The following is a 369-nucleotide window of genomic DNA, read 5'->3' on the forward strand; positions in this document are numbered from 1 at the left end:
GCTCCGGCGGAAATCCTGCATTCCTGGGTCGAGGTCGAACTGGATGGTGATTGGCTGAACCTCGAAGGGTTCATTCTCGACAGCCTATATCTTCAGGCGATCCAAGCCGCTTTCCCGGACCGGGAAAGTCTGTGCGGCTATGGAGTCGGCACGGATCGCCTTGGCGCGCCGCAGGTCGGGTGGACCGGTGAGGATACCTACATCCAGAAGACCGGGATTGCCCGCGATCTCGGAACCTTCGCTTCACCCGACGATTTTTTCGAGAACCGAAAATAGGCGATCGGCCGCTTCCAGGAGCAGCTGTATCGCCATGCGATCCGCCATTGGATGAACGCGCGGGTGCGCAAGATCCGGAATGGTGATGTCCCT

The 369-nt window shown here is 59.3% G+C and carries 1 pseudogene; it reads left to right on the plus strand.

From position 1 onward, the window contains the following. Positions 1-369: pseudogene (locus O4G76_RS22305) on the plus strand (transglutaminase); the annotation flags it as partial.

Source organism: Limimaricola sp. G21655-S1 (assembly GCF_027213785.1).
Taxonomy (GTDB): Bacteria; Pseudomonadota; Alphaproteobacteria; order Rhodobacterales; family Rhodobacteraceae; genus Limimaricola.